Consider the following 19644-nt stretch of genomic DNA (forward strand, 5'->3'; position numbering starts at 1 on the left):
CGATGACAGCGACTTTGCCCCTTTCCCGCTCTGCTTTGAGCCCTCTGCGTTCCGCCGCTGGCGGTGCGCGCTGGATTGTGGCGGCGTTGCTGGCGCTGATTCTGCTGGGCGGAGGCTACGCTTTCGTGTTGGCGCAGGTTTCGGGGGAGCGCGGCATCGCCCCCACCGCCTCCAGCGCCGATATCGAAGTGCGCGGGATCAAGGTCGATACGCGCGGAGAAACTGCCGAAGAGGCTCGCAATCTTGGCTGGCAACAGGCGCAGCGCGAGGCGTGGAGCAGGGTGGGCGGGCCTGCAATCGCCGACGGACAGCTATCCAGCATGGTTTCTGCCATCGTCATTGAGCGCGAACGGCTCGGCCCGAAACGCTATGTTGCGACGCTGGGTGTGACCTTTGACCGGCAGCGGGCGGGTCGTTTTCTGGGCGGCGCAGCACAGGCGCGCGCCTCTGCGCCGATGCTGCTGATCCCGGTAACCGTTAGCGGGGGTGCCTACACCACTTTTGAGACGCGCAATCCCTGGCAGCGCGAATGGGCCGAATTCAATCCGGGCACCAGCCGGATTGCCTATGTCCGGCCATCGGGCGCGGGCGGTGATTCGCTGCTGCTCAACTATGGGCAATCGGGGCGGCGCAGCCGGGCTTGGTGGCGGATCACGCTCGACCAATATGCCGCCGCTGACGCGCTCGTGCCGATTGCCCGGCTGGAGCATCAATTTCCCGGCGGACCGATTCGCGGAACCTTTACCGCGCGCTATGGCCCCGACAGCAAAGTGCTGGAAAGCTTCACCATGGACGCGGGCGGTCCCGGCGAATTGCAGGAGATGCTGAGCAAGGCGGTCGAACGGATCGACGGCATTTACGAACAGGCTTTAGCAAGCGGCAAATTGCAGCCTGATCCGACTTTGCGATTGGGCGGATCGGGAGAGGTTGATCCGGCGATTGCGCGGCTGATCGAGATCGGGCGGGCGATCCGCGCGCGCGATTCTGCCGCGGCTGCGCAGGCTTCGGCAGCGGCGACCGGGCCTGCCGTTGATGTTCCGGCTGCTCAGGCCACGCAGGCACCTGCGATTGTGCGCAGCATCGTGGTTCAGTTCGCTACCCCCGATGCAATCACTTTCGACGCCGCGCTGTCCTCTGTGCGGCAAGTTCCCGGCGTGCGCGCCCTGGCAGTGACCAGCACCGCAATGGGGGGCACATCGGTGATGAGCGTCAGCTATGGCGGGGAGATTGGACAACTGGCCGCCGCCTTGCGCGAACGCGGCTATAACGTGCGCGAGGGTGCCAGCGCGCTCGCCATTTCACGCTGATCGCGGTGTCTGGCAATGGCGCGCCGCCCTTCCGATAATTCCACAAGGCAGATCGCTCTGCCCCTGTCCTCGGCCAAGGCAAAGGACCCGGCGCGGATCGTCATTGGCGACGCCAACGCCCATGTCATCGAGGCGTTGCAGGCCTCGGGCACTTGGCCGTTTCGCACCGCCGTGCTGACCGGGCCAGGCCGATCAGGCAAATCGCTGCTGGGCCGCTGGGCGGCGGGGCAGGGAATCGAAGTGATCGACGGCGCTGACGCGAAGGGCGAGGCAGAGATATTCCATCGCTGGAACGCGGTGCAGGATGGCGGGCCGCTTGCTGGTCAGCCCTTGCTGTTGATTGCGGATAGCACGCCTTGGGATATTGCCTTGCCCGACCTGCGGTCGCGGCTTGGCGGGTCGTTGCAACTGGCGATTGGCGACCCTGATGATGTGATGGCCGCGCAGATGATCCATGCCCACGCAGAAGCCCGCGGACTGACGCTGGCCGAGGGTGCGGCCGATTATCTTGTGCCACGCACCCGCCGCAGCTTTGCCAGCATCGAAGCGCTGGTAAGCACGATTGACCGCATCAGCCTTGAACGCGCGGCCCCTGCCACCATGTCGGTTTGGCGGGCCGCGCTGGAAGCCATTGAAGGGCCGCGGCAACAAAAACTGTTGTAGCGCGCATTTGCATTTCGCGCGCTTTGGTGAAAGGTTATGGAGCATGTTCAGCAGGCTCACAGTGTATCTGGAATCGATCAGAGCGCGCGACCCCGCGCCGCGTTCGCTTTGGGAGATACTGCTGTATCCCGGCGTATGGGCGCTGGGTTTTCACCGCGTTGCGCATTGGCTGTTCAACGCAAAGCTGTATTTCCTGGCGCGGTTCGTGAACCATTTCAGCCGTTTGCTGACCGCGATCGACATTCACCCCGGTGCAATTATTGGCCGGAATTTCTTCATCGACCACGGCTTTACCGTTATTGGCGAAACCGCTGAGATAGGCGATAATGTCACCATCTATCAATGCGTGACACTGGGCGGGACCAATCCAACCAATGGCGTCGGCGGCAAGCGTCACCCGACATTGGCAGACAATGTGATCGTCGGGTCCGGCGCGCAGATCATCGGGCCGATTACGGTCGGGGAACGCGCGCGCGTCGGCGCAAATGCGGTGGTTACCGATGATGTGCCCGCAGGGGCGACGATGGTCGGTTTGAAAGCGCGTTCCACGTTGGTTCCGGCGGAGGAATGGATCAAGGAATTCATTCCCTATGGCACCCCTTGCGAGGATTCCGAGGGCAACAAAGTCGATTGCATCGAAAAGCTCGAAGGCGAACTGAACGCGTTGCGCGCGGAAATCGCAGCCATCAAGGCGGCGAGTATCGGTGCGGCGGTGGACCCTGCACATGCTTCGATTGAGCAGCCCAAGAAGAGCGGAACTGACAATTGATGAAGGGCGAGGCGGGCTCCGGTTTGGCGGGCCAGATCGTCGCGTTTCCCAACAATTCGGCGGGCCATTCAGCCGGTCAGGTCGGCTTCGACCGGGCCGAATTGCAACGCATCCTCGATCTTTATGGCCGCATGGTCGCCGCCGGGCAGTGGCGCGATTATGCGATGGATTTTGACCGTCACGCCGCCAGTTTTGCCGCCTATCGCCGCGCCGCCGAACGCCCCAACGCAAGGGTGGAAAAACGGCCCAGCCTGCGCGGCAAACAAGGAATGTACACCCTGTTTGGCGAACACGGTCAGGTGCTCAAACGCGGATCAGACCTCTCCAACGTCCTCGCGCCGATGGAGCGCAAGCTGGTGAAGGTCGTCGATTAGGCGGCGCTTTGAACGGGCGCTGCAAGCGGCTGATCTTCGGTCGCGGGCAGTTTCGACTGAAGATTGTCTGGTAAGCCGCTCACCACCGCGCGGCGGATCGGTTGCCAAAATGCCGAGAGGCTGAGCAGGGCGGACCCAATGACCAGCGCCGTCAGTGCAAAGCCCAGCTCCACCGCGCCAAATTCGCGGAACAGGAAAGTCAGCGCGAACAGCACATAGGCGAGCGCCGATACCAGCAGCGCGCGGCGGTCGATTGCCAGCGCCACCAGCCCAAAAGCGACATAGACCGCCAGCACACCCACCGCTGCGGCGATGCCAAGATTGTCTCCCTCGGTCACGCCCAGCAGCGCGAATATCGGATGCGCAATCATCGGGGCGGCAAGCAAGTGGAGCCAGAACGCGACATCGCTCCGCCGGGTGATCCGCTCCCGGTCCGACATGTCCCAGCGCATGGCGAAGGCCCACACCCCGAGACCGGCAACAAACACCAGAGCAAAAACCACGTTTTCATTGATGGTATCCGGCCCGATAGCGGCGAGAATCAGGGCAATAACCGTGCTGGCGATCGCCGCTGCACCGGCGGCAACGGTGATCGGCACCATGAAACGCCGCCAATGGAGCAGCGCAGCCCCCGCTGCGACCAGCGCCGCCGCCGAAATCATCAGCGCACCGGCCGTATCGCTGCCATCCAATGCAAGCGCCATCCCCGCTCCGAACACGGTGAAGAACACTCCGCCTACAAATGCCAGCAGCAGCAGAATTGAAGGCAGCGCCATGCGCCGCTTGAGCGTAAAGAACTCGGACAGAGGCCATGCGATGACGGCAACCAGCAATCCCGCCAGACACGTCTGCAGCGCATCATTTAGTTGCCGCGCCGCATTCCACGCTGCCATCGCAGCATCGTCATCGGGGGGAGACCCATTCGCCCAGTCCCAGTTTTCGAACGGATAGGGTGGCACCGTCACAAATTGGCCAGCAATCGCCTGGCCAATCGCTCCGACAGCGACCAGCAGTATCACGATCCCGATTGCCACGAAAATATCGTTGAAGCTGTTGATCAGCTTGAAGCTTTCTTCCGAACCGCGCGGCAATTCGCGCAGCTTTGCGATATGCATGCGCAAACCAGCTGCGGCATCGGCGCTCATGGCACCGGCCTCGACTGCGGAATTGATATCGTCTTCGCTGTACATAGCGGGCCTAGCCTCCAACATTGGTTGGCAATGGCTAGGCCCGGTGTGTTATCCTGTCAATACAGCAAGGAGGTTATCCGCGCGTGCTGCTCGGGCCGGTGCCGGTGACTTTCTGCATTGCGCGAAGGATATTGCCCGACTGTTCGCTGCCCGATTGCGGGGCGACCAGGTTGGTGAAGGAATTGATTTCTTCCCACCTTGCGGCAAATCCTTCGACCGTGCGGTCTTCTTCCTTCAGCCATACGGCGTCGTTCATCACGGTCCACGACGAATGATAGCCGCCAGCCCCGGCACCAATGATAGCGTTGGAGGGTGCGTCTTCGCTGACGAGGAACAGCGCCGCCGGAACCACGTTTTCAGGTGCGAACAGCTTGAAGGCTTCTTCGGGGAAGAGGTCTTCGGTCATCCGCGTGCCGGCCACTGGCGACAGCGTGTTGACCTTGATGTTGTATTTCGCGCCTTCGAGTTGCAGCGTCTTGGTCAGTCCGGCGAGGCCGAGCTTGGCGGCGCCGTAGTTTGCCTGACCGAAATTGCCGAACAGGCCGGTCGACGAAGCGGTCATCAGCACGCGGCCATAGGCCTGTTCGCGGAACAGATCCCAGCACGCCTTGGTCACGAAAGCAGAGCCGGTGAGGTGCACCTTCAGCACGAATTCGAAATCTTCCGGGCTCATCTTGTGGAACGTCTTGTCGCGCAGCACGCCGGCATTGTTGATGAGAACGTGGACGCCGCCCCATTTTTGCTTGGCGTCGGCGACCATCTTTTCCATCTGATCGTATTCGGTCACGCTGCCGCCGTTCGACACCGCTTCGCCGCCGGCTTTCTCGATTTCTTCGACGACCTGCAACGCCATGTCGGAATGGCCGGTGCCGTCACGCGACCCGCCAAGGTCGTTGACGACCACTTTGGCCCCGCGTTTTGCCAGTTCAATCGCGTAGGCGCGGCCCAGACCGCCGCCAGCGCCGGTGACGATTGCGACCTTGTCCTTGAAACTGATGCTCATGGTTAGTGATCCTTCCGTGCGTTATTTTTTGAGTGGGGCCCGCTTTACGCGCGCGTAAACTGTATCTGGCGCGCTGCGTGGCATTTTCTCTGCTGCGTTGCAACAGCGCTTTGCATTGGGGCACGATGCCGTAGGGTCAGCCGCAAGCCTATAGCGCTTCCAAGGCAGAAATCAGGCCGACCAGCGAATCAATTACCGCATCAGCGCCCAATTCATGCGGCGGTTTGTCGCAATATCCATAAGCGGCTGCGATCACCGGTACTCTCGCACCGCGCGCGGCTCTCACATCATACGTGCTGTCCCCGACAAAGGCAAAGCTACCGGGATATGCGGGGTCCTGGGCGCAGCGACGCTGCGCTTCGATCACGGGTTCGGGATGAGGCTTGGACAGGAATGTCCCGTCGGGCCCCTTGCCCATGCTGTCGCCGCCGATCACTGTTTCAAAGGGCGCGATAAAATCCAACTGAGTCAGGATCGAGCGCGCGAATTCTTCGAACTTGTTGGTAACAACCGCCAGCTTTACCCCGCGCGCGGTCAATTCCGCTACGACTTCGCGCGCGTGCGGGTAGGGGACGGAATGAACCGCATTGTGCTCGGCATAATATTTCAGCATCGCCTTGTAGAGCGCGCGGAAGTCCTCTTCCGGCATACCGCCCTGTGCATCTACAGCGCGCGCCAGCATGATCTTGGCCCCGCCGCCGATCAGATCCTTGCTGCTGCCCACCGGGACGGGATCGAACCCGCCCAGATCGAGCGCATGGTTCACCGCCGCGCCCAGATCGCGGAACGTGTCGAGCAAGGTGCCGTCGAGGTCGAACCCGACAGCAGCAAAAGGAAAATCGGCCATGCGCGCTGCGCTGCGCCAAGCGACTTAAAACCGCAAGCATTTGCTGCCAAGCGCGAGCGGGATTAAGGGACAATGCATGACTGATTTTGCCGCCATCATCCTTGCCGCGGGTAAAGGCACCCGCATGAAAAGCGATCTGCATAAAGTGCTGCACCCGATCGCGGGTAAGCCGATGCTGATGCATCTGCTCGGCAACCTTGCCGAACTGCAGCCGCAGCGCACCGTCGTGGTTGTGGGCGACCGCCGCGAACAGGTCGATGCGGCACTGGCAGGGCAGGGGGTTACAACCGCATTGCAAGACCCGCAAAACGGAACCGCCCACGCCGCCTTGCAGGCGCGCGCGGCGCTGACGGGCTTTACCGGCAATATCCTCGTCACCTTTGGCGACGTGCCGATGGTGCAGGCGGACACGGTGCGCCGCTTGCTCGGGGCGCTGGATGGGGGCGCGCAGGTGGCGGTGCTGGGGTTCCGTCCGCCCGATGCGCTCGCCTATGGCCGCATCATCGCGGACGCCGACGGGACCGTGCACAAAATGGTCGAGTACAAGGACGCGAGCGCGGAGGAACGCGCGGTCGACCTTTGCAATTCCGGGCTGATCGTGGCGCATTCTGGCGATATGTGGCCGCTGCTCGATGCCGTGGGCAATGACAATGCGCAGGGCGAATATTACCTCCCCGATGTCGCCACCGGCGCGATTGCGCGCGGCGACCGGGTGGTGGTGGTCGAATGCGATGCCGATGAAGTTGCCGGTATCAACTCGCGCTCCGAACTCGCTGCGGCAGAGGCCCGCTGGCAGGCCGCGCGGCGATTGGCGGCGATGGAGGATGGCGCGACTTTAAGGGCGCCTGAAACCGTGTTCTTCTCCCATGATACGGTCTTGGGCCGCGATGTCACGATCGAACCGCATGTGGTGTTCGGCCCCGGCGTTACCGTGGCGGACGGGGTGCATATCAAGGCTTACTCGCATCTCGAAGGCGCGCGCCTTGCCACTGGCGCTCAGGTCGGCCCCTTCGCCCGCCTGCGTCCCGGCGCGGTGCTGGAGGAAGGCAGTTTTGTCGGCAATTTCGTCGAGGTCAAAAACGCAGTTCTGGGGCCGGGAGCGAAAGCAAGTCACCTCAGCTATCTGGGTGACGCGACGATTGGCGCAGGGGCAAATATCGGGGCGGGCACGATCACCTGCAATTATGACGGCTATTTCAAATATCAGACTGTGATCGGGGAGCGCGCCTTTATCGGATCGAACAGCGCCCTGGTGGCACCCGTCACAATTGGTGCGGATGCGATTGTTGCGGCTGGCTCCACCGTCAGCCGAGATGTGGCGGCGGGCGAGCTGCGCATGGTGCGCGCCGAACAAATGGTCAAAGACGGCTGGGCCGACCGATTTCACGACACGATGAAAAAGAAGAAGGCGGCAGCGAAGAAGGATAAATGATCATGACCCCCATCCTGCTCACGGCCAGCGTAAAGCATGGCGAGGCGCTCAGATTTTACCGCGATGTGATGGGGTTTGCGCTTGTCGACGATAATCCGTTTTCGTTCGAATTCGATGCCGCTGGCACCATGCTAAGGGTGCAAAAGGTCGAGAGCTTTGTTCCGCACCCTTTCACCGCTGTCGGTTGGCGGGTGGAGGACATCGCCGCCGCGCGGGATCGGCTCGCCGACCGGGGTGCCGTTTTCCTTCGGTTTGAATTCATGGAGCAGAATGAGCGCGGCATCTGGACCGCGCCCGGCGGTGCAAGAGTATGCTGGTTCAAAGATCCGGACGGCAACACTCTTTCCCTCACGCAGTGGGATGGATAGCCGGTCGCCGCTGTTTCACGCATCTTGCAAGTCACTGGTGCACGAACCTGCGCCGGTGGAATATTCGCGCTCCCATTCCTCGAACTCGCTGCGGCTGAGCAGATAGCGCTCGCGCGCTTCGTGAAAGCTGATCGCACGGTCGTGCACCGCGCGCACCACATCGGCTTTGCGCGCCGATGACCAATGGACCTTGTGGCTCTTTGGCAAGCCGTATCGCTTGATCGCATCGGCAATCGAAATGTTGCTGGGGTAGGCCATGATAGTCTCCATTGCGCGTTTGTTGCAGCGAGGATTGGCCCGGAGACTTAACAAGGGCTTTCCAAACACGGTTAATTCGGTGTTGATGACACTCTATGTGCCCGGCCTGCGACGAGACGAGCGCAAACTGTCGGAGCGTTTTACAGCCGCCAGATTTTTCCAGCAAAAAGGGGCGGCCTCGTTTCCGGGGCCGCCCCTGTTCTGGCTCTGAGTCGGGCCTTCAGGCGCCGGTCATTCGTCCATCAAACGCTGCATCAGATAGATATATTGCAGCGCCTGCAATTTGGCGCGCTGTTCATTGTCGACCCCGCCGGAATGCCCGCCGGTCGTGTCTTCATAGTAATAATAGGGCTGACCCAGTTCCGCGAGCCGCGCGGCACCCTTGCGCGCATGGGCGGGGTGGGTGCGGTCATCGGCGGTGGAGGCCCACAGGAACGGGGAAGGGTAATCCACCCCTTCGCGCAGCATCTGATAGGGCGAATACCCTTCGATCCAGGCGCGTTGTTCAGGGATGCGGGGGTCGCCATATTCCCCGATCCACGATGCGCCGCGTCCGATCAGATGATAACGCAGCATGTCAAACAGCGGGATCTGCACGATCGCCGCGCCGAACAAATCGGGCCGTTGAGTAAAGGCGGTGCCGACCAGCAGTCCCCCTTGGCTACCACCCTGAATGCCGAGATGCTGCGGGCTGGTGAAGCCGCGGTCCACCAGATCCTGACCCACGGCGATGAAATCGTCCCAGGTGCGCTGTTTGTTTTCCCGGATCGCAGTCTGGTGCCAGCCGGGTCCAAATTCGCCCCCGCCGCGCAAATTGGCGAGCACATAGGCGCCGCCGCGTTCCAGCCACAGCTTGCCCGTGGAACCAAGATAGCCCGGCAGGCGCGGCACCTGAAACCCGCCATAGCCAGTCATCAGAACAGCGGTCTCGCCGTTCATTGCCATGCCCGCTGGCTTGACAATGAAATAGGGGATTTTGGTCCCGTCGGCGCTGGTGGCCTCGTGCTGCTCAACCTCCATGCCCGCCGGATCGAAATAGGCGGGTGATGTCTTGAGCACTTGCGGCGCGCTGCTGCCGTCGGAATAATACAGCGTGGTCGGTTCGAGGAAGCCGGTGACCGTGTACATGATCTGGTCGGTTTCATCGGAACTGGCCGCAATGCCCAAAGTCGCATTGTCGGGCAGTGCGACCGGTTCGCTCACCCATTCGCCATTGGTGAAGTTGAACTGCAGAACTTTGCCAACGACATTATCGAGCAAGGTAACAAACAGCGCATTGCCGGTGATCGCGCCGCCCCGTTTGGTTTGGCGTTCAGCAGGAGCCCAGACCAGTGTCTTGGCCGCGCCATTGGGATTGGCCTTCCATTCCTCCAGATCCATCGCGATCAGGCTATCGGCGGGGAAAGTCTGCCCATCCACGGTCCAATCGACATCGGTCGAATAAAGCATATGTCCATCGACGATCCCATAGGGATTGGCCTTTTTCGGTATGTCGAGCTGCAACCATTCGCCGTCTTTCTCGATGAAATACTCGCTTTCGTGGAAACTGACGCCGCGCCGCGCCATGCGCGCGTGAATGACCGCGTCATTGTCGCGCAGCAGATAGGCTCCAGACGACACATCGCTCGCTGCGCCGCGATAGATTTCGGGCGCATCGGCAATATCCGTGCCGCGGGTCCAAACGCGCGTGGTGAAGGGATATTCGCTGTCGGTCAGCGTCCCCTCGCCAAAATCGCGTCCCACCAGCAGCGTGTTCTCATCGATCCAGCTGACCCCGCCTTGGCTTTTCTGGTCAAGCACAAACCCGCCTTCGACGAACTGCTTCGTTGCCGTGTCAAATTCGCGCAGGATGGTCGCATCCTCGCCGCCATCGGACAGCGCGATCATGCATTTGTTGAGCGCGGGCGGCAGGCAGGAAGAGCCTTGGTAAACCCACTCCTTGCCATCAGCCGCTGCCAGGGCGTCAATATCCAGCACCACTTCCCATTCAGGCGCATCGGTCTGATAGCTTTCCAGCGTGGTGCGCCGCAGCAGCCCCTTGGGATTGTTCTTGTCCTGCCAGAAATTGTAGAGACCATCGGGACGGAAACTGACGAAGGGGATGCGGTCTTCACTGTCAAAGATGGCGAGCGCTTCGGCCTTGAGCGCGGCGAAACGCGGATCGGTTTCGAGAACTGCCAGCGTTCGCTCGTTTTCGTTATTGACCCAGGCGAGCGCCGCTTCGCTACGCGCCTCTTCAAGCCAGATATAGGGATCCTGTTCGGGTCCGGGTACACCGTCAACCACGGGAGTTTCCATGTGACCATCGGCGGCGGCAGTGGTTGCAGCGCCAATCGTCATGACGGCTGCCAATGCGAGTGTAGAAACAAGTTTCAAAAGTCCTCTCCTTGGGGGCAAGTGCTGCGTGCCTGTGTGCCGGGGAAGCGGGAGAATGTGAAGAGCAGACCGGGCGGTTTGTCGATCAGATCGATACGCCGGGATAAAAGTCGAAATATTCGAGATATTCGCGCGGTAGTTCGATCGGATAAAGCATGCCGGCATAGGCGGCCACGATTGCGCATCCTGCGATTGGGCCAAGCATCAGGGCAAAGGCGTGCCAGCGCGCTGGACGGCGGAAATGCAGTGCGGTCAAAAGGTGGCTACACAGGCTAGTCACTGCCAGCACGTAATAGGGGGCAAAGCCATATTTGAGCGGAGCGAGCAAAAGCGTGCCCGCTGGCCAGTAAAAGTTGGTGTCGAGGCCGATAATCAGCCGTGTGATGACAGCTGAAGCGGTGTGATTGACGATGAAGATCGCCAAGTAGGCGCCGCTTGCAAACTGGAGCCAGTGCCACGCGCCCTTGCGCTTGCGCCGCGCGATTCGGCGCAACAGCGTGATGCCAAGCGCAATCTGCGCGGCAAGTCCTGCGATCAGTCCGGCTTCGATCAGCGGGAATTGATAGATAAGTCCTGTTGCCCGCCGTGTGGCCGATTGCCCAGCGATGCTGCCTATCGCAGCAAAGTGCGAGGCAAAATGCAGAACAATGAAGATCAACAGGAAAGCGGCCAGCGTGCGATGGGCTTGAACGGCGGAGCGGAGCATGGCAGTTCCTTAACTGGACAATAAATATCCGGATAAAATATATCCAATTAAGGAGTCAAGCGTGCAACTGTCCAAGGGGATCGAATGGTCCGCCCATATCTTAACCGTGCTAGCGCTGGTGCCGCCGGGGAAGGGGGTGAGCGTCGATGCGCTGGCGGACTTCTTCGAACTGCCCGGCGCTTACCTATCAAAGCAGATGCAGTTGCTGCGCCGCGCCGGGATCGTCGAATCGCTGCGTGGCAAGTCCGGAGGATACCGGCTGGCGCGCAATGTCGATGCAATCACCTTGCTCGATATCGTGCGGGCGATAGAAGGGCCGATGCCTGCCTTTCGCTGCACTGAGATCCGCCAGAACGGGCCGTGCGGGCTGCAACGCGAGGATTGCAAGCGTCCGTGTGAGGTGGCTTCGGCCTTTGCCGAAGCAGAAGATGCCTATCGTGCCGCGCTCAGCGCGCGGACAATTGCGTCGATCATGCAGGATGCCGCATCCAATGCCAGCCCTGCACATTTGGTCGATATCGCCAACTGGGTGCAGCGCCAGCTCGCCTGAAAACAAAAGGGCGACCTGTGCGGCCGCCCTTTGCACTTTTCCAATGTCAGGAAAAATCAGCCTTCGACATGCTCCGCGAGCACCGTGAGGCCGTTTTCGCCGACCTCGGCAAAGCCGCCGCGCACTTCGATCATTTCGGGCGCGCCGCCTTCGGTCTTGTAGACCTGCACCGCACCGTCGCGGATCGTGCTCATGAAGGGCGCGTGGCCTTCGAGCACGCCGAATTCACCTTCGGTGCCGGGGACGACCACCATGTGGACGTCCTCGGAACGGACCAGCTTGGCCGGAGTGACGAGTTCAAAGTGAAGAGCCATCGGACTTACGCGTCCTCTGCCATCGCAGCGGCTTTTTTGACCACGTCTTCGATGCCGCCGACCATGTAAAATGCCTGCTCGGGCAGATGGTCATATTCGCCGTCGACCACCGCCTTGAAGCTTTTGACAGTGTCTTCGATCTGCACGAACACGCCGCTGATACCGGTAAACACTTCGGCTACGTGGAACGGCTGAGACAGGAATTTCTGAATTTTCCGCGCGCGCGCCACGGTCAGCTTATCCTCTTCCGACAGCTCATCCATGCCGAGGATCGCGATGATGTCTTGCAGGCTCTTGTATTTCTGCAGCGTTTCCTGAACGCGGCGGGCGGTTTCGTAATGCTCCTGACCCACGACGCGCGGTTCGAGCACGCGGCTGGTCGAATCGAGCGGGTCAACCGCCGGGTAGATGCCCAGTTCCGAAATCGCGCGGTTGAGCGTGGTGGTTGCGTCAAGGTGAGCAAACGAGGTCGCCGGTGCGGGGTCGGTAAGGTCATCGGCAGGCACGTAAATCGCCTGAACCGAGGTGATCGATCCCTTGTTGGTCGAGGTGATGCGTTCCTGAAGATTGCCCATGTCGGTCGACAGGGTCGGCTGATAGCCCACTGCCGAAGGAATACGGCCGAGCAGCGCGGACACTTCCGAACCCGCCTGGGTAAAGCGGAAGATGTTGTCGACGAAGAACAGCACGTCCTGACCTTCTTCGTCGCGGAAATATTCCGCCATAGTCAGACCCGAAAGCGCCACACGCGCGCGCGCGCCGGGAGGCTCGTTCATCTGGCCGAACACCAGAGCCACTTTGGAGCCTTCGCTGGTGGCGTTGCCATCGGCGTCCTTGGCGATAACGCCTGCGTCGAGGAATTCGTGGTAGAGATCGTTGCCTTCGCGGGTGCGTTCACCAACTCCGGCGAAGACTGACACGCCGCCGTGGCCCTTGGCGATGTTGTTGATGAGTTCCTGAATCAGCACGGTTTTGCCCACGCCCGCGCCGCCAAACAGGCCGATCTTACCGCCCTTTGCATAAGGAGCGAGGAGGTCGATCACCTTGATCCCGGTCACAAGGATCGCGGCTTCGGTCGACTGGTCGACAAAGGCAGGGGCTTCGGCATGGATCGGGGAGGTTTTCTCTGCGCCAATCGGGCCGCGCTCGTCAATTGCCTCGCCGACGACATTCATGATCCGGCCAAGCGTCTTGGGGCCAACCGGTACCGAAATCTGCGCGCCGGTGGCGATCACTTCGCTGCCGCGCGTGAGCCCTTCGGTGGCGTCCATCGCGATGGTGCGCACGGTGTTTTCGCCGAGGTGCTGGGCAACTTCGAGAACGAGCGTCTTGCCGTTGTTCTTGGTCTCCAGCGCGGAGAGAATCGCAGGCAGTTCACCGGGGAACTGCACGTCGACGACAGCGCCGATGACCTGGCTGATGGTGCCGTTGGTGGTCTGGTTGAGAGCGGGTGCGGTGGCCATTATGGTTTCCTTAGCCTTCGATTAAAGCGCTTCTGCGCCAGCAATGATTTCGATGAGTTCGGTGGTAATCGCGGCCTGGCGGCTGCGGTTGTATTTGATGTTGAGGTCTTTGATCAGGTCGCCCGCATTGCGCGTGGCGTTGTCCATCGCGGTCATCGACGCGCCTTGCTCCGATGCCTCACGCTCCAGTAGCGCGCCGAACAGCTGCGTCTTGACATAGCGCGGCAGCAATTCTTCGAGAATTTCCTCTTCGCCCGGCTCATATTCGACCACGGCGTCGCCCGCATCGCTGTTCTCGGGAGAAGGGACCGGGATCAGCTGATTGACGGTCGGGTTCTGCACCAGCGCCGACTGAAAGGTCGGATAGATCAGATGCGCGACGTCAAACTGGCCCGCTTCGAACATGCCGATGATCTCAGCCGCGATTGCGTCGGCTTCTTCGAAACCCGGAGTCTTGACGGTGCTGGTGTCGAAACCGGTGCCGATCAGGTTGGGATATTCACGTTTGAGCGGGGCGCGGCCCTTCTTGCCGATGAGATAGAATTCAACGTCTTTGCCGTCAGCCAGCAATTCCTGCGCCTTGACCTTGGCGGCCTTGACGATGTTGGAGTTCAAACCGCCGCACAGGCCCTTGTCGGTGTTGACGACAACCAGCAAGTTGCGCTTGTCTGATCCGGTTCCGGCGAGCAGTTTCGGCGCGGCATCGCCCGAAACCTTGCCCGCCAGGCTCGCCATCACCGCAGCAAGGCGTTCCTGATACGGACGCGCGGCCTCAGCCGCAGCCTGTGCACGGCGCAGCTTGGCCGCCGCGACCATCTGTTTGGCCTTGGTGATCTTCTGGGTCGATTTGACCGATTTGATCCGACCTTTGAGTTCCTTGAGACTTGGCATCTCTTCAGCCTTCCAGCGGTTTCACTTCGACCAAAACCGGATCGGATGCGAGCCAGTTCTGATATTTGGCGAATACGTCTTTTGTGTAGTCTTGAGCATGATGATAATCGAATGCTTCGCGACCGGTCCATTCTTCGAAAATCGTTATCGTGCTTGATCCATCGGCGTGCCGACGCGGTTCAAATGCGATGCACCCACTTTCCGCACGCGTAGCCGGACAGATGGCAGTGACCGCTTGGCAGGCTTCCTCCATATACTCCGGCTTTACCGTGATGGTTGCAAGAAAGGTCAGAGTCACTGGGTGCCTTACGCGAACTGTTTGGCGAAAGTTTGCAGCCCGGCGACGACTTTCGCTTTGGTGTCGTCCTCGAATTTGCCGCTGTTGCGGATTTCGGCGAGTACCTCGGGATGTTCGCTGCGGAAATAGGCGAGCATCTGCTCTTCATATTGACCCACGCGGTTGACCGGCACGCTGTCGATATAACCGTTGGTTCCGGCAAAGATCGACACGGTCTGCTCTTCAAATGGCATGGGCGAAAACTGCGCCTGCTTGAGCAGCTCGGTCAAGCGCGCACCGCGGTTCAGCAGTTTCTGAGTCGCGGCGTCGAGGTCCGATCCGAACTGCGCAAACGCCGCCATTTCGCGGTATTGCGCAAGGTCGAGCTTCATCGAGCCCGAAACCTTCTTCATCGCCTTGGTCTGGGCAGCACCGCCGACGCGGCTAACCGAAAGACCAACGTTGATGGCCGGGCGGATGCCCTGATAGAACAGGTCGGTTTCAAGGAAGATCTGGCCGTCGGTGATTGAGATCACGTTGGTCGGGATATAGGCCGACACGTCGCCTGCCTGCGTTTCGATGATCGGCAGCGCGGTCAGGGAGCCGCCGCCTTCCGACTTGTTCATCTTCGCCGCGCGCTCAAGCAGGCGGCTGTGCAGATAGAAGACGTCACCCGGATAGGCTTCGCGGCCCGGCGGGCGGCGCAGCAGCAGCGACATCTGACGATAGGCAACAGCCTGCTTGGACAGATCGTCATACACGATCACGGCATGCATGCCGTTGTCGCGGAAGAATTCACCCATCGCGCAGCCGGTGTAGGGGGCGAGATACTGCAGCGGAGCGGGCTCCGAAGCGGTCGCGGCAACCACGATGGAATATTCCATCGCGCCGTTTTCTTCTAGCTGCTTCACGATCTGCGCCACGGTCGAACGCTTCTGTCCGACGGCGACATAGATGCAGTAGAGTTTCTGCGATTCGTCATCGCCCTGATGCGCGTCGCGTTGATTGATGAAGGTGTCGATGGCGACGGCGGTTTTGCCGGTCTGACGGTCACCGATGATCAGTTCGCGCTGGCCGCGGCCGACAGGAACAAGCGCGTCGATCGCCTTGAGGCCCGACTGCACCGGTTCGCTGACCGATTCGCGCGGAATGATGCCGGGCGCTTTGACTTCGACGCGGCTGCGCTGCGTAGTTTCGATCGGACCCTTGCCGTCGATCGGATTGCCCAGCGCGTCCACGACGCGGCCCAGCAAAGCCTTGCCTACCGGAACGTCAACGATCGTCTCGGTCCGCTTGACCATGTCGCCTTCTTTGATTTCGGCGTCAGAGCCGAAAATCACAACGCCGACATTGTCGCTTTCCAGGTTCAGCGCCATGCCCTGAACCCCGTTGGCGAATTCGACCATTTCACCGGCCTGCACCTTGTCGAGCCCGTGGATGCGGGCGATCCCGTCACCAACGGACAGCACCGAGCCGACCTCGCTCACCTGAGCCTCGGTGCCGAAATTGGCGATCTGGTCCTTGATGACCTTGGAGATTTCTGCTGCGCGGATTTCCATGATTGTAGTCCTTTAAGCCTTCATGGCCTGGGAAAGCGAGTTGAGACGGGTGCGGATCGAGGCATCAATGCGCTGCGATCCAATGGTGACGACGAGCCCGCCCAAAAGTTCGGGATCGACGTCTGCTGTTAGCATGACGGTGCGGCCCTGACGGGCGGTAAGCTTGTTCTTCAGCGCAGCGATCTGTTCGTCGCCGAGCGGGTGCGCACTGGTGACGGTGGCGGTGACCTCACCGCGCTGACCGGCGGCAATCGCTTTGAACGCAGCGATCATTTCGTTGAGTTTCGACAGGCGGCGGTTGCCCGCCAACACGCCAAGGAAATTGCTGGTCAACGGCGAGAGTTCGAGCAACTTTGCGACCGCCGCGATGGCCTGAGCCTGCTCGCTGCGTGACGATTGCGGGTTGGTGGCAGCGCCGCGCAAATCGGCCGATTCACTCAGCGCCTTGCCAAGCGTATCCAGGTCCGATTCGACAGATGTGACCGTACCGGCCTCGCTGGCGAGTTCAAATAGAGCCGAGGCGTATCGCCCTGCCAGGCTAGCCCTAATACCGGCGGAAATATCCACGCGCTGTTTGTCCCCTGAGAGGAATGAAAAGTTCGATGCAGCCTATCCGGCGACTGGATACAGAAATGCATCTTGGCCAAGGCTGGCGCGCGCCTAGCAAAGGGGTTGTCAGGATGCAAGCGGTGCCGTCCCCAAGAATGCTATTGTCCCGCACCAGCAAGCCGCGTGGATGCTCAAACTGCAAGGCACTTGCACAGAATAGCAATTCTGGTGTATATCCTGACCGATTGGTAAGTGGAAGTTTGAGGGAGAGGAATTCATGCAGTTTACACCAATGGCGCCGAACTGCGGGGTTGAGGCCTCTGGAGTCTCGCTGGCCAATTGCAGCGACGCCGAAATGCAGGCGATCAAGCAGGCCATTTTTGAGCACGGCGTCGCGGTGTTCCGCGATCAGGAATTTTCCCCCGAAGACCACATCGCTTTCGCCAAGCGCTGGGGAGGGATCGACATCAACAATTATTTCCCGCTCAACGACGCCTACCCTGAAATTGCGCTGGTAAAGAAAGAGGCCGATCAGCAGACCAATATTGGCGGGGCTTGGCATACCGATCATTCCTATGACCAGATCCCGGCGATGGGTTCAGTGTTGGTGGCGCGCGATCTTCCACCGTCTGGCGGAGATACATTGTGGGCGCATATGGGCGCGGCCTATGATGCGCTGCCCGATGCCATCAAACAGCAGATCGAGGGGCTGGAGGCATTCCACACCGCTGACCATGTATATAAGGCCGATGGCCTTTATGCTCAGACCGATATGGGTAAGGAACTGCGCGGGCAGGACATGAAAACCGGAGCGATCCATCCGGTTGTGATCCGTCACCCGCAAACAGGGCGCAAGCTGCTCTATGTCAACGGCGGCTTCACCATCCACTTTGTTGGGCAAACACGTGAACAAAGCCTGCCACTGTTGCAAAAGCTGCTGATGGCAGCGTTGACAGGTGACAACCAATGCCGACTGGAATGGCGACCGGGCACGGTGGCGATCTGGGATAACCGCACAACCTGGCACAATGCGCTGAACGACTATCAGGGCTATCGCCGCGAAATGCACCGCATCACATTAAGCGGTGAAGCGCTGGCGGCCTAGGGCCCTGACCCTAGCTGCTGTGGCTATAGCGGCAAGTGCGACGGACGCTCACTCCCCGCCGATCATCCCGGCCCGCTTTGGTTCGCAGCTGTAGACCAGCCGTTCATTCGGGCGGTCCGGCAACAACGCCAACAGGGCGCTCTGCTGCTCGCCCAGAGTAATCTGGGCATTGCCGACGCCGCAGGCCGGGGGGTCATATTCGTCCCGCGCCGCGCGCGCCGCCTCAATCTGGGTGCGCCCAAGCAGGTACCGATCGGTGCGGAATGTGCGCGTGTCCGGGTCATAGGTGTTGACCGAGACTGCGGCTTCATCGTCCGGCACCAACACCCGCGTCCATTCGCCGCTAACCATGCCATATTGCGTGCGGCTATTGACACATCCGTCGGCATTCCAGTCAAATTCAACATCATCGGTGCGCGCTCCGGTGATGCGGCTGCGGTCGGGCACCAAGGTGCAAATCAGCGTGCCATCGCTAACCAGCGCTGTCGAAGGATCATCCCTGGCGGGCTGTTCGCCATTTTCGCCCATGATCGTGGCAACGCGCTCCTCAATTTCGTTAAAGCCGGGCCGCGTGATCCATACCAGCACCGTTCCCACGAACGCCGCGCCCGCTACTCCGGCGGCGATCATCGCGCGGCTGCGATAGTCAGGATTGTCCACCTGGCCCTTGCGATATTGCGCTGCTGCATAGCCCGCGCCGATCCCGACCAGCAGCAGCACCATCGCCAGTGCCATCGCATTGTCGCGCGCCTCCAGCACTTCGATCTGCGCCTGCAACCGCGCCTCGGAACGCGCCTCGCGCCGGTCTGCCTCAACCGTTGCCAGCCGCTGCTGCGCTTCGGCACGCTGGGCATCGAAACGCGCCCGTTCAGCAGCGTTCAATTCGTCGATTGAGGTGCACGGCAGTGCGTTGACCGACGGCTCGACACCGCTTTCGCGCAAGAACGGCATCAATTCGCGCAAGGACACGGCGAAATAGAACTCCGCATCCGATCCGTCCGAATCCGCGCCAAAGGAATTGACCCCCAGCACCCGCCCGCATCCGTCGAGCAGCGGCCCACCCGAATTGCCGCGCGCAATGGGGGCCGTGTGGAGGATTGTGTCGAACTGTCGGCTCGGACGTTCACCTGACAGAAACCCGCGGCTTTTGACCGGCGGCTGCGCGCGAAAAATGTCTCGAATTTCAAGGCCCTGCGCAAGATCGACATTCATCGGGTAACCGACCGCCGAAACCTCGCCCATATCGCCCGAAACGCCGCCCGCAATCGTCAGCGGAGGCAGGCGCAGGGTGCCGTCGGTGATCTCCAACAGCGCCAGATCGTTGCGGGGGCTTACCGCGATAGGAGTGGCGAAGGTCCCTGCATCGCCCTCACTCGGCACGATCCCGATCCGCAACGTGTCATCCTGCAAGGCTTCGCGGATGACGTGAGCATTGGTTACGATCATCGTCGGCGTCACGGCAAAGCCGGTGCCATGCGTAACGGGAACCACTTCGCCCCCGCTGCTGTCGATCAGGACCACCCGCACAACTCCGCGCGCGGCAGCATCAATATCGGTGTTGTCTGCAGCCGCAGGCAGAGTGGTCAGCGCCAGCGTCAACAGCGCGAGCAGCAATCGGGGAAAGCGTGTCATCACCCTCTTTA

Annotated in this window: 21 protein-coding genes; 8 read left to right on the forward strand and 13 right to left on the reverse strand. The window is 60.8% G+C overall.

Translation table 11 applies throughout. The annotated features are described in order from the left end of the window. Positions 1–35 precede the first annotated feature (35 nt). The 4 genes from ACM64M_RS11535 to ACM64M_RS11550 are packed head-to-tail and all read left to right on the forward strand — an operon-like array spanning position 36 to position 3113. Positions 36–1307 (forward strand): heavy-metal-associated domain-containing protein, encoded by a 1272-nt coding sequence (locus ACM64M_RS11535; RefSeq protein WP_416228843.1) that lies wholly within the window; start codon positions 36–38, stop codon positions 1305–1307. 15 nt (positions 1308–1322) lie between these two features. After that, positions 1323–1970 (forward strand): HdaA/DnaA family protein, encoded by a 648-nt coding sequence (locus ACM64M_RS11540; RefSeq protein WP_416228844.1) that lies wholly within the window; start codon positions 1323–1325, stop codon positions 1968–1970. Between the two features lie 43 nt (positions 1971–2013). Further along, complete coding sequence (gene epsC, locus ACM64M_RS11545; RefSeq protein ID WP_416228845.1) at positions 2014–2739, forward strand: serine O-acetyltransferase EpsC; 726 nt, start codon at positions 2014–2016, stop codon at positions 2737–2739. Next, on the forward strand, positions 2739–3113 hold the full coding sequence (locus ACM64M_RS11550; protein ID WP_416228846.1) for a DUF2794 domain-containing protein: 375 nt from the start codon (positions 2739–2741) through the stop codon (positions 3111–3113). The genes epsC and ACM64M_RS11550 overlap by 1 nt, the downstream gene beginning before the upstream one ends. Here ACM64M_RS11550 and ACM64M_RS11555 read toward each other — a convergent pair. The 3 genes from ACM64M_RS11555 to ACM64M_RS11565 all read right to left on the reverse strand — a co-directional run bounded on the left by ACM64M_RS11555 (position 3110) and on the right by ACM64M_RS11565 (position 6153). Further along, positions 3110–4303, reverse strand: coding sequence for a hypothetical protein (locus ACM64M_RS11555; protein ID WP_416228847.1), 1194 nt, complete (start codon positions 4301–4303; stop codon positions 3110–3112). The genes ACM64M_RS11550 and ACM64M_RS11555 overlap by 4 nt on opposite strands. Before the next feature lie 73 nt (positions 4304–4376). Further along, positions 4377–5306 (reverse strand): SDR family NAD(P)-dependent oxidoreductase, encoded by a 930-nt coding sequence (locus ACM64M_RS11560; protein WP_416228848.1) that lies wholly within the window; start codon positions 5304–5306, stop codon positions 4377–4379. A 148-nt stretch (positions 5307–5454) separates the two neighbouring features. After that, a complete protein-coding gene (locus ACM64M_RS11565) occupies positions 5455–6153 on the reverse strand; it encodes an HAD hydrolase-like protein (RefSeq protein WP_416228849.1) in 699 nt (232 codons plus the stop codon). Positions 6154–6229: 76 nt separating this feature from the next. On the opposite strand from ACM64M_RS11565, the gene glmU reads away from it, so the two are divergent. Both glmU and ACM64M_RS11575 read left to right on the forward strand, forming a co-directional pair. Beyond that, the gene (gene glmU, locus ACM64M_RS11570; protein WP_416228850.1) at positions 6230–7585 is read left to right on the forward strand and encodes a bifunctional UDP-N-acetylglucosamine diphosphorylase/glucosamine-1-phosphate N-acetyltransferase GlmU; all 1356 of its coding nucleotides are present in this window, start codon (positions 6230–6232) and stop codon (positions 7583–7585) included. A 2-nt stretch (positions 7586–7587) separates the two neighbouring features. Further along, a complete protein-coding gene (locus ACM64M_RS11575) occupies positions 7588–7953 on the forward strand; it encodes a VOC family protein (RefSeq protein WP_416228851.1) in 366 nt (121 codons plus the stop codon). 15 nt (positions 7954–7968) lie between these two features. Here ACM64M_RS11575 and ACM64M_RS11580 read toward each other — a convergent pair whose 3' ends face one another. From ACM64M_RS11580 to ACM64M_RS11590, 3 genes are all read right to left on the reverse strand, one after another. Then, the gene (locus tag ACM64M_RS11580; protein ID WP_416228852.1) at positions 7969–8211 is read right to left on the reverse strand and encodes a DUF1153 domain-containing protein; all 243 of its coding nucleotides are present in this window, start codon (positions 8209–8211) and stop codon (positions 7969–7971) included. 231 nt (positions 8212–8442) lie between these two features. After that, complete coding sequence (locus ACM64M_RS11585) at positions 8443–10587, reverse strand: prolyl oligopeptidase family serine peptidase (RefSeq protein WP_416228853.1); 2145 nt, start codon at positions 10585–10587, stop codon at positions 8443–8445. 85 nt (positions 10588–10672) lie between these two features. After that, on the reverse strand, positions 10673–11293 hold the full coding sequence (locus tag ACM64M_RS11590; RefSeq protein ID WP_416228854.1) for a hypothetical protein: 621 nt from the start codon (positions 11291–11293) through the stop codon (positions 10673–10675). A gap of 61 nt (positions 11294–11354) precedes the next feature. Here ACM64M_RS11590 and ACM64M_RS11595 point away from each other — a divergent pair, with 61 nt between their 5' ends. Continuing rightward, complete coding sequence (locus ACM64M_RS11595; RefSeq protein ID WP_416228855.1) at positions 11355–11843, forward strand: RrF2 family transcriptional regulator; 489 nt, start codon at positions 11355–11357, stop codon at positions 11841–11843. 56 nt (positions 11844–11899) lie between these two features. On the opposite strand, the gene ACM64M_RS11600 is transcribed toward ACM64M_RS11595, so the two are convergent. The 6 genes from ACM64M_RS11600 to ACM64M_RS11625 are packed head-to-tail and all read right to left on the reverse strand — an operon-like array spanning position 11900 to position 16914. Continuing rightward, positions 11900–12157, reverse strand: a complete 258-nt coding sequence (locus ACM64M_RS11600) for an ATP synthase F1 subunit epsilon (protein ID WP_416228856.1) — start codon at positions 12155–12157, stop codon at positions 11900–11902. A gap of 5 nt (positions 12158–12162) precedes the next feature. Further along, the gene (gene atpD, locus ACM64M_RS11605) at positions 12163–13620 is read right to left on the reverse strand and encodes a F0F1 ATP synthase subunit beta (protein ID WP_416228857.1); all 1458 of its coding nucleotides are present in this window, start codon (positions 13618–13620) and stop codon (positions 12163–12165) included. A 21-nt stretch (positions 13621–13641) separates the two neighbouring features. Continuing rightward, entirely contained in the window at positions 13642–14511 is an 870-nt protein-coding gene (locus ACM64M_RS11610) for a F0F1 ATP synthase subunit gamma (RefSeq protein ID WP_416228858.1), read from the reverse strand. 4 nt (positions 14512–14515) lie between these two features. Further along, positions 14516–14809, reverse strand: coding sequence for a putative quinol monooxygenase (locus ACM64M_RS11615; RefSeq protein WP_416228859.1), 294 nt, complete (start codon positions 14807–14809; stop codon positions 14516–14518). Positions 14810–14817: 8 nt separating this feature from the next. Beyond that, positions 14818–16347, reverse strand: coding sequence for a F0F1 ATP synthase subunit alpha (gene atpA, locus ACM64M_RS11620; protein ID WP_416228860.1), 1530 nt, complete (start codon positions 16345–16347; stop codon positions 14818–14820). 12 nt (positions 16348–16359) lie between these two features. Beyond that, entirely contained in the window at positions 16360–16914 is a 555-nt protein-coding gene (locus ACM64M_RS11625) for a F0F1 ATP synthase subunit delta (RefSeq protein ID WP_416228861.1), read from the reverse strand. Between the two features lie 259 nt (positions 16915–17173). On the opposite strand from ACM64M_RS11625, the gene ACM64M_RS11630 reads away from it, so the two are divergent. After that, positions 17174–18001: a TauD/TfdA dioxygenase family protein gene (locus ACM64M_RS11630; protein ID WP_416228862.1), complete on the forward strand. Its 828-nt coding sequence runs from the start codon at positions 17174–17176 to the stop codon at positions 17999–18001. 48 nt (positions 18002–18049) lie between these two features. Here ACM64M_RS11630 and ACM64M_RS11635 read toward each other — a convergent pair whose 3' ends face one another. After that, the gene (locus ACM64M_RS11635) at positions 18050–19633 is read right to left on the reverse strand and encodes a trypsin-like peptidase domain-containing protein (RefSeq protein WP_416228863.1); all 1584 of its coding nucleotides are present in this window, start codon (positions 19631–19633) and stop codon (positions 18050–18052) included. Between the last annotated feature and the right edge of the window lie 11 nt (positions 19634–19644).

The sequence above is a fragment of the Qipengyuania sp. ASV99 genome, assembly GCF_047872805.1.
In the GTDB taxonomy this organism is placed as follows: domain Bacteria; phylum Pseudomonadota; class Alphaproteobacteria; order Sphingomonadales; family Sphingomonadaceae; genus Erythrobacter.

Coding starts and splice junctions, on each gene's coding strand:
- ACM64M_RS11555 (WP_416228847.1), bottom strand. CDS start 4,303: ATGTACAGCGAAGACGATATCAATTCCGCAGTCGAGGCCGGTGCCATG.
- ACM64M_RS11575 (WP_416228851.1), top strand. CDS start 7,588: ATGACCCCCATCCTGCTCACGGCCAGCGTAAAGCATGGCGAGGCGCTC.
- glmU (WP_416228850.1), top strand. CDS start 6,230: ATGACTGATTTTGCCGCCATCATCCTTGCCGCGGGTAAAGGCACCCGC.
- epsC (WP_416228845.1), top strand. CDS start 2,014: ATGTTCAGCAGGCTCACAGTGTATCTGGAATCGATCAGAGCGCGCGAC.
- ACM64M_RS11550 (WP_416228846.1), top strand. CDS start 2,739: ATGAAGGGCGAGGCGGGCTCCGGTTTGGCGGGCCAGATCGTCGCGTTT.
- ACM64M_RS11560 (WP_416228848.1), bottom strand. CDS start 5,306: ATGAGCATCAGTTTCAAGGACAAGGTCGCAATCGTCACCGGCGCTGGC.
- atpA (WP_416228860.1), bottom strand. CDS start 16,347: ATGGAAATCCGCGCAGCAGAAATCTCCAAGGTCATCAAGGACCAGATC.
- ACM64M_RS11630 (WP_416228862.1), top strand. CDS start 17,174: ATGCAGTTTACACCAATGGCGCCGAACTGCGGGGTTGAGGCCTCTGGA.
- ACM64M_RS11600 (WP_416228856.1), bottom strand. CDS start 12,157: ATGGCTCTTCACTTTGAACTCGTCACTCCGGCCAAGCTGGTCCGTTCC.
- ACM64M_RS11580 (WP_416228852.1), bottom strand. CDS start 8,211: ATGGCCTACCCCAGCAACATTTCGATTGCCGATGCGATCAAGCGATAC.
- ACM64M_RS11610 (WP_416228858.1), bottom strand. CDS start 14,511: ATGCCAAGTCTCAAGGAACTCAAAGGTCGGATCAAATCGGTCAAATCG.
- ACM64M_RS11590 (WP_416228854.1), bottom strand. CDS start 11,293: ATGCTCCGCTCCGCCGTTCAAGCCCATCGCACGCTGGCCGCTTTCCTG.
- atpD (WP_416228857.1), bottom strand. CDS start 13,620: ATGGCCACCGCACCCGCTCTCAACCAGACCACCAACGGCACCATCAGC.
- ACM64M_RS11540 (WP_416228844.1), top strand. CDS start 1,323: ATGGCGCGCCGCCCTTCCGATAATTCCACAAGGCAGATCGCTCTGCCC.
- ACM64M_RS11565 (WP_416228849.1), bottom strand. CDS start 6,153: ATGGCCGATTTTCCTTTTGCTGCTGTCGGGTTCGACCTCGACGGCACC.
- ACM64M_RS11635 (WP_416228863.1), bottom strand. CDS start 19,633: ATGACACGCTTTCCCCGATTGCTGCTCGCGCTGTTGACGCTGGCGCTG.